This is a genomic window from Megasphaera massiliensis (genome assembly GCF_000455225.1).
Taxonomy (GTDB): Bacteria; Bacillota; Negativicutes; order Veillonellales; family Megasphaeraceae; genus Megasphaera; species Megasphaera massiliensis.
Map to the genome: position 1 here is coordinate 157,055 of NZ_HF954537.1, position 7,503 is coordinate 164,557.

The following is a 7,503-nucleotide window of genomic DNA, read 5'->3' on the forward strand; positions in this document are numbered from 1 at the left end:
TATATTATGGCTGAAAAAACGAAAGAAGGTCTGCAGCGTGGTTTAAAAGAACGGCATATTCAGTTGATGGCCATTGGCACAGCTATTGGTGTCGGCCTGTTCCTGGGGTCTTCCCCGGCCATCCAGCTGACAGGGCCGTCGATTATCCTGGGATATATGGTTTGCGGCTTGATTGTCTTTATTGTCATGAGGGCTTTAGGCGAGTTGTCCGTACATAATCCGGTTTCCGGGTCCTTTGCCCGCCATGCCAGGGACTATATCGGTCCTTGGGCCGGCTTTATGGCTTCGTGGAATTATTTGTACATGATTTGGGCTGTCTGCACGGCAGAAATCATTGCAGCACCGATATTCATGCAGTTTTGGCTTCCGGATACGCCGCGATTGTTATGGTCGTTTCTGGCCTTTGCCCTGATCGTCGGGATGAATTTCATGGCCGTCCGCCATTTTGGGGAATTGGAATTTTGGTTTGCCATGATTAAGATTATTGCCATTGTCGGCATGATTTTCTTTGGCGGACTCATTATTTTTGTCGGTATCGGGCAATTTTCGGAACCTGTCGGGATCTCTCATTTATGGGATACGGGAGGTTTCTTCCCGAAAGGCGCCTCTGGCTTTTTGATGGCCCTGCCGTTTTGTATCTATGCGTACGGCGGTTCGGAAATGATCGGCAATACGGCCGGTGAAGTACAGAATCCTGAAAAAACGCTGGCGAAAGCCATTAACAATATCTTTTTGAGAATCCTCATTTTCTATGTCGGCTCGTTATTTGTCGTCATGTGTATCTTCCCCTGGGATCAGGTAGGCGGGAATTTCGGCAGTCCCTTTGTCCAAGTTTTCCACTACGCAGGCATTCAAGAAGCAGCCGGAATCATGAACTTCGTCGTACTGACGTCGGCCTTGTCTTCGTTTAACAGTAATCTCTTTGCCGGGACGCGAATGGTGTTTAACTTGTCGGAACAGCATCAGGCGCCGCAGTATCTCCGGAAGATAAATGGCAACGGCATTCCGTACCGCTGTGTCATCGTCATTGCCATTTCCCTCTTTGCCGGCGTTATCTTAAGCCTTTTCGTGCCGAAGGATGTCTTCAATGCAATGGTTGGAGCCGGTTCGACGTCCATCATGGTGACCTATATGATCATCTTGGTTTCACACCACCGTTATCGTCGGCTGTTGGCCGCCGGGAAAATAAAGGAAAGCCGTTTCCGCCTGCCTTTTTACCCCTTGACGACGTGGATTGCCGCCGCTTTTATCGCCGTTTCCCTGGTGGTTATCGCCTATGGGGAGTCGACTCGTATCGGTTTTTGCGTGGCCCTGGTATTGTATGCTGCTCTCACGGTCATTTATTTTTTTACAGGTATGAATAAACCGGTAACTTTTATGGAATCACAGAAAGGATGCAGTCAAAATGAACTATAAAGAATTAGATACATCAATCGTAGAAGCTTTTAAAGAATTGGATACGTCTTCTCTGACCGATGCTCTTGATAAGCAGGGTATTGACGGTGGCCTTTTGGGCATCAAAGCCGTCGTCCCGGGAACGCGTCTTTGCGGCCAGGCTTTTACCGTACAGTATATTCCCTGCGGTCAAACTAAGGGGACTGTAGGCGATTTCCTCGACGATGTGCCGACGGGCCATGTCGTCGTCATTGCCAATGAAGGCAGACAGTACTGCACGGTCTGGGGGGATATCATGTCCCAGGTCGCTGAATGGAAAGGCGTGGCCGGTACGGTCATCGACGGCGTATGCCGGGACGTTAAGACGATTCAAGCGTTAAAATATCCGATCTTTACAAAAGGCAATTACATGATGACCGGCAAGGACCGCGTTGAAGTTTCTTCGATTAACGAACCTGTTTCTATTTCGTCGGTCAAGGTTTGCCCCGGAGATTTGATCGTAGCCGATGAAAACGGTGCCGTCTGCATTCCCTTGCAGGCCGTAGAAACGACGCTGAAAATCGCCCGATCCATTGAAGAGACGGAACAAAAGATTGTAGCCCTGGTCAAGAGCGGTAAGACCTTGAAAGAAGCTCGGGCACAGATGGGCTATCATCATTTGCAGACACACGAAGAACAGTAAGAGAGGGGAATCGATATGGATATTGCCAGTGCTTTTAAAGGTATCCCGACAGGGAACATTTGTGATATGAACGGCCGGGAAGGGAGTATGGATGAGGCTATAAAACCGTTGGACTATCATTTTGAAATGACCGGTTATGCCATGACCGTGACCTGCGTGCCCGGCGACAACCTGACGATTCACCGGGCTATTGCCGAAGCCAAGCCGGGCGTCGTCTTGGTCATTCAGTGCGGGGGATATCTCCAGGCCGGTGTCTTTGGGGAACTCTTTGCGACATCCTGCCGGGCCAAGGGAATCGCCGGCGTCGTCATCGACGGGGCCTGCCGGGATAAGCGGGATATCATCGACATGAACTATCCCGTCTTTGCCCGAGGCGTCTGCCCGAACGGGACGCTGAAAGAAACATGCGGTACCATCAATGCTGTCATTGAATGCGGAGGACGAATCGTTCATCCCGGTGACATCGTCATCGGCGATGCCGACGGTGTCGTCGTCATTCCCAAGGAAAAAGCAGCAGAAGTTCTTGAAAAATCACAAGCTAAGAAAGCCAAAGAAGACGAATTGAAAGTTCTGTTGCAGCAAGGCCAAACGACGGCCGATTTGATGGGCTTTGCCAAGAAGTGGCAGTAATTGAAACAGGAGGGATCAGTCATGCGTGATTTTATCAGCCAACGGGTAAAGGAGCTGCAGCCGTCTGCAACGGTGCGGCTCATGAGTTTGGCAAAACAGATGAAAGAAGAAGGCCAGGATATCATTAACCTGGCCGGTGGTGAACCGGATTTTAAGACGCCGTCACCGATTATCGAACGGGCCTATACAGATATGAAGGCCGGATTCACCTCTTATATCCAGAGTCAGGGCCTGCCGGAACTGCGCCGGAAACTGGCACAGAAACTGCAGGTCGAAAATCACATCGATGCCGTTCCGGAAGGGATTTTAGTGACGGCCAGTACGAAATTAGCGCTTTTCATCGGCCTTTTTACCTGCCTCCAGGCCGGTGATGAAGCCCTGTATTTTGAACCGGCCTATGTATCCTATAAGCCCATTATTGAATTGACGGGGGCCAAAGCTATCGGCATCCCTTTGTCTTATGAGGATAACTATCAGATTCGCAAGAGTGAGATTGAGCGATTCATTACGCCGCAGACGAAGGCCATTATTTTATGCTCGCCCAATAATCCGACGGGCCGCGTCTGCCAGGCTGATGAACTGAAGGCCATTGCCGAAGTGGCTTGTGAGCGGGATTTGCTCATCTTTTCCGACGAAATCTATGAACGAATCATTTTTTCCGGGTTCAAGCATATCAGTCCGGCCAGCCTGCCCGAATTGAAGGGCCGGGTCATTACGCTCAACGGTTTTTCAAAAGCCTATGCCATGGCCGGCTGGCGTCTGGGCTACGTCGCTGCCGATCCGGATCTGCTTCGGCAAATGGCGAAAGTCCAGCAGCATATTCTCAACTGTGCGACATCCTTCGTGCAGAGTGCAGCTCTTACGGCCCTCGATTGTGAAGCCGACGTCAGCCGCATGTGCCGGGAATATGATGAACGGTGTCGATATTTTGTACAGGCCCTGAATGAAATCCCCTGCGTCACCTGCCGGGCTCCTCAAGGTGCCTTCTATGTCTTACCACGGATTGATTACCGCGGCATGGATTCCCTGGCCTTAAGTGAATACCTCCTTACCGAGGGCCGGGTTGCTGCAGCGCCGGGGGATGCCTTTGGCCGAGGTGCTGAAAATTGTATCCGCATGCCTTTTGCGGCTTCTATGGAAGTCCTGCAGGAAACGGTTCGCCGCCTGCAGCGTATCTTGCAATAAAGAAGGAGAGGAAGGTAACTCATGGTACGCATTGCTTGTGCCCAGCTCCGGTTGGGAAAAAATTTAGAAGAAAATTATCAGAAGGCCCTGACCTATCTTCATAAGGCGAAAGAATCCGGCGCACAGCTGGTCTGCTTTCCGGAAGGGCAGCTGATGGAATATATACCGCAGTATGCCGGTCTTTCTAAGGACAATATCGCCCTTCCGTTGGATGATCCGCATATCGAAGGACTGTGCCGTGCCTGCCGGGAAGAAGGCATCATCGGCGTCTTTTCACTGGTATTGACTTGGGACGGAAAGATTTATCCGACGATGATGGTCATCGATGAAAATGGGGAAATCAAAGCCATTGTCCGCAAGAACCATATTGTCCGGGCCCACCATTTCTATGAGCAGGATTACTTCTCGCCCGGCGATGACGGTTTCGTCGTCGTGCCGACATCAGCCGGCAATATCGGCCTTATCGTCTGCTTTGACCGTCATTATCCGGAAAGCTTCCGGACGCTGGCGCTGAAAGGGGCGGATCTGGTCATTACGGCTGTGGCCAATGAAACGACAGAACCGCTGGATGTATTCCAATGGGAAATTCGGATCCCTGCTTTCCAGAACAGTTTCTATGCCGTCATGGTCAACCGTACCGGTCAAGAAGGCGTCATGGATTTCTGTGGTCAGACCATCGTTGCCGGACCGGACGGATCTGTCGCGGCCTTGGCAGGAGCCGGTGAAGAACTCCTGTTGGCTGATTTGGATTACGAAAAGGCCCGCCAACTGCGGGATGAAAAACAATACTTGCCCCTGCGCCGCAGAGACGTATTTGAATTATAAGAAACTGGAGCTGTGCCTGAGGAAAAGATCCTCAAGGGGCAGCTCCTTCTTCTTTTGATGACGTCTCTTGACGGGTTGGAAGGCCTGGGGTATGATAAAACAAACCACGCTAGATGGTACGATGCAGGCACTGTTATTACGGCTACATTCAATTCCGACGGGAATCGTCGAATTTAAGCGCGTCCGACCGGGACTGAGCACGAAATGCCGGCATGATGGCGTGCCTCTATTAAACGTATACTGACATAATCTTTCAAGAGAGGTGAAGACAGTGACTAACTTAACGGATACCCTTACCTTCAAACGAGGCCTTACGGTAAAGAACCGCTTGGCCATTCCGCCCATGACGACGCGCATGAGTTATTATGACGGCACGGTCACAGGTGACGAAATCGCCTATTACGGCATGCGCACCGGTGCTGTCGGCATGTTTGTTACGGGCGTAGCCTATATCCAGCCGAACGGCAAGGGGTGGACCGGGGAATTGAGCGTCCATGACGATGCATTCATTCCCAATCTCAGCAAATTGGCTTCGACGATAAAACGGGACGGGACCCGGGCTATCCTTCAGATCTTCCATGCCGGCCGCATGACCGACAGCAAGACCATCGAAGGCGAACAGCCTGTAGCCCCCAGCGCCGTCGCTGCTGCCAAGAAAGGTGCCGAAACGCCGCGGGAACTGCGGGATGACGAAATCGAAGAAATCATCGAAAACTTTAAAAAGGCTGCCGTTCGAGCTGTCAAAGCCGGGTTTGACGGCGTAGAAATCCACGGTGCCAACCACTACTTGCTGCACCAGTTCTTTTCACCCCATTCCAACCGCCGCACCGACAAATGGGGTGGAAGCCTGGAAAAGCGCTATACCTTCATTGAACGCGTTGTCGATGGCATCATTGAAACCGTCGATGCCATGAACGTTCCCAACTTCATCATCGGCTACCGTTTTTCGCCGCGGGAAGAAACGGATCCGGGCTTCAATTTGAAGGAAACTTTGTGGCTCGTCGATAAACTGGCCGATAAGAAATTGGATTATCTCCATATTTCCCTGACCCGTTATGACCGTAAGACCAAACTTCCGGAATACCAGGAAAAATCGATGCTGGCCTATGTCCACGACGCCATTGGCGGCCGCATGCCCCTCATTTCCGTCGGTGACGTCCGCACTCGTGCCGACGTAGAAGCGGCACTGGCCCATTCGGAAATCGTCGCTGCCGGCTGCTCGTCCCTCATCGATCCCAATTGGAGTGCCAAAATCTTGGCGAATCGGGATGCTGAAATCCGTCAGAAACTCAACGTACAGGACCGGGACTTGCTGATGATTGCCAATGGCACATACGGTTTCATGAAACTGAAAGTGCCTGACCGCTTAGTCGAATAAAAAATATCATAAGCGATAAAAATGCCTTGCACCCTCGTAGATGCAAGGCATTTTGTCTGTCTGTGAGCGGACGTGTCTTTTGGCGATACCTTGAGTTATCTCAATTAATGGCCGGCAGCTTCGGCCGTCGGTTTGAAAGCCTGGGCAGCCTGGGGATTTTCGTTCATGCTGTCGATGCGAGCCCGGTATGCGGCATCATTGGCGTAGCGCTTATTTTTATAGCGGCCAATGGTCAGGAAGGGGACGATGATGATGGCGATGGCAGCGTATCCGCAGTAGCCGTAACCGTATTTAATGATATTGGTCAGGCCGGCAATGGAAACGGTCATCGAGGCGATGATGATGAAGGCCGTGACCATGGCAGCGCGGATGACCGAGCGGGAGCTGATTTTTTTCAAGATATCAATTTCCGAAAAACGAGCCGTGAAGCCGAAGACCGTCGTGACGCCGGTAGAAATGAGGCACAGCATCAGGAAGGCACTGTAGACGATGGTCAGCCACGGTAATCCCATGGCCTGGCTGCTGGTCAGCGTCGGCAGCGTCGATTTACCGTAGAAGCCGGACCAGCCTAAGAGCATGACGACGGCTAAGGTCAGGGCAGCGGCGTTCATGGCGAAGGAAATCCACATCGACGTGGCGCAGTTCTTACGGGTGACTAAGGGCGTACCGACGACGATCATGGTCGGGATGACGACGCACTGGAAACCGGCATAGGTGAAGGCGTGGAGAATGGCTGTCGGGACGTTGATGAAACCGTTGGCGGAAAAGTCCTGGGCCATGACGGCTGTAAAGGCCTGGGTTCCTTCAACGGAACCTGCCGTATAGATGCCGACCGAGAAAATGATGGCGACCATGGCCAGGATGGCCATGCCCATGTACGTCGTTGCTCGGCGGACCAGGCCGGCACCGAAGATCGTCAAGAAGAAGATGATGATGCCGACGACGCCGATACCGGCGTAGTAGTTGAGGCCGGTTTGGGCATTGATGGCGGAAGCGGCACCGGAAATCGTAGCCGATACGGCCATTAAGACCATGATATAGAAGAAGGCTTCAAAGAAGTATTCGATGCCCGTAAAGGGGCGGTATAAGTTCTGGAATAACTGGCGGTAACTGGTGAGGTGCCGCGAATTGTACATGTTCATGGCTTCTTTGATGGTCAGGGTAAAGAGCAGCATGGTGATGATCGCCGTAATGGGGCCGAGCCAGCCCAGGCTGACGAAGTAGACGTTTTCCTGATTGCCTGTGGCAAAACCGCCGCCGGCGTGAGAGCTGAACAGGACGGCGCCGACGGAAAAGCACATACTGAGGGATGCCGTTTTAATCGATGAAATATTGGCCATAATAGTTTCCTCCTTTGATGGACAGGGAGAGAAACGAAAACGCCTTTCGTCTCTCTGCAAAGGTATTT

The 7,503-nt window shown here is 51.9% G+C and carries 7 protein-coding genes; 6 read left to right on the forward strand and 1 reads right to left on the reverse strand.

The window, feature by feature from the left end; translation table 11 throughout:
* Positions 1-6 precede the first annotated feature (6 nt).
* From TX77_RS04195 to TX77_RS04220, 6 genes are all read left to right on the forward strand, one after another.
* A complete protein-coding gene (locus TX77_RS04195; protein ID WP_044503579.1) occupies positions 7-1,416 on the forward strand; it encodes an amino acid permease in 1,410 nt (469 codons plus the stop codon).
* Positions 1,406-2,077: an RraA family protein gene (locus tag TX77_RS04200; RefSeq protein ID WP_044503580.1), complete on the forward strand. Its 672-nt coding sequence runs from the start codon at positions 1,406-1,408 to the stop codon at positions 2,075-2,077. Before TX77_RS04195 ends, TX77_RS04200 begins: the two co-directional genes overlap by 11 nt.
* A gap of 15 nt (positions 2,078-2,092) precedes the next feature.
* Positions 2,093-2,707, forward strand: coding sequence for a 4-carboxy-4-hydroxy-2-oxoadipate aldolase/oxaloacetate decarboxylase (locus tag TX77_RS04205; RefSeq protein ID WP_044503581.1), 615 nt, complete (start codon positions 2,093-2,095; stop codon positions 2,705-2,707).
* 21 nt (positions 2,708-2,728) lie between these two features.
* Positions 2,729-3,892, forward strand: a complete 1,164-nt coding sequence (locus tag TX77_RS04210; protein ID WP_044503582.1) for a pyridoxal phosphate-dependent aminotransferase — start codon at positions 2,729-2,731, stop codon at positions 3,890-3,892.
* Between the two features lie 21 nt (positions 3,893-3,913).
* Positions 3,914-4,717: a carbon-nitrogen hydrolase family protein gene (locus TX77_RS04215; protein ID WP_044503583.1), complete on the forward strand. Its 804-nt coding sequence runs from the start codon at positions 3,914-3,916 to the stop codon at positions 4,715-4,717.
* Between the two features lie 271 nt (positions 4,718-4,988).
* Complete coding sequence (locus tag TX77_RS04220; RefSeq protein ID WP_044503584.1) at positions 4,989-6,095, forward strand: NADH-dependent flavin oxidoreductase; 1,107 nt, start codon at positions 4,989-4,991, stop codon at positions 6,093-6,095.
* Between the two features lie 104 nt (positions 6,096-6,199).
* On the opposite strand, the gene TX77_RS04225 is transcribed toward TX77_RS04220, so the two are convergent.
* A complete protein-coding gene (locus tag TX77_RS04225; protein ID WP_044503585.1) occupies positions 6,200-7,435 on the reverse strand; it encodes a YkvI family membrane protein in 1,236 nt (411 codons plus the stop codon).
* Positions 7,436-7,503 lie beyond the last annotated feature (68 nt).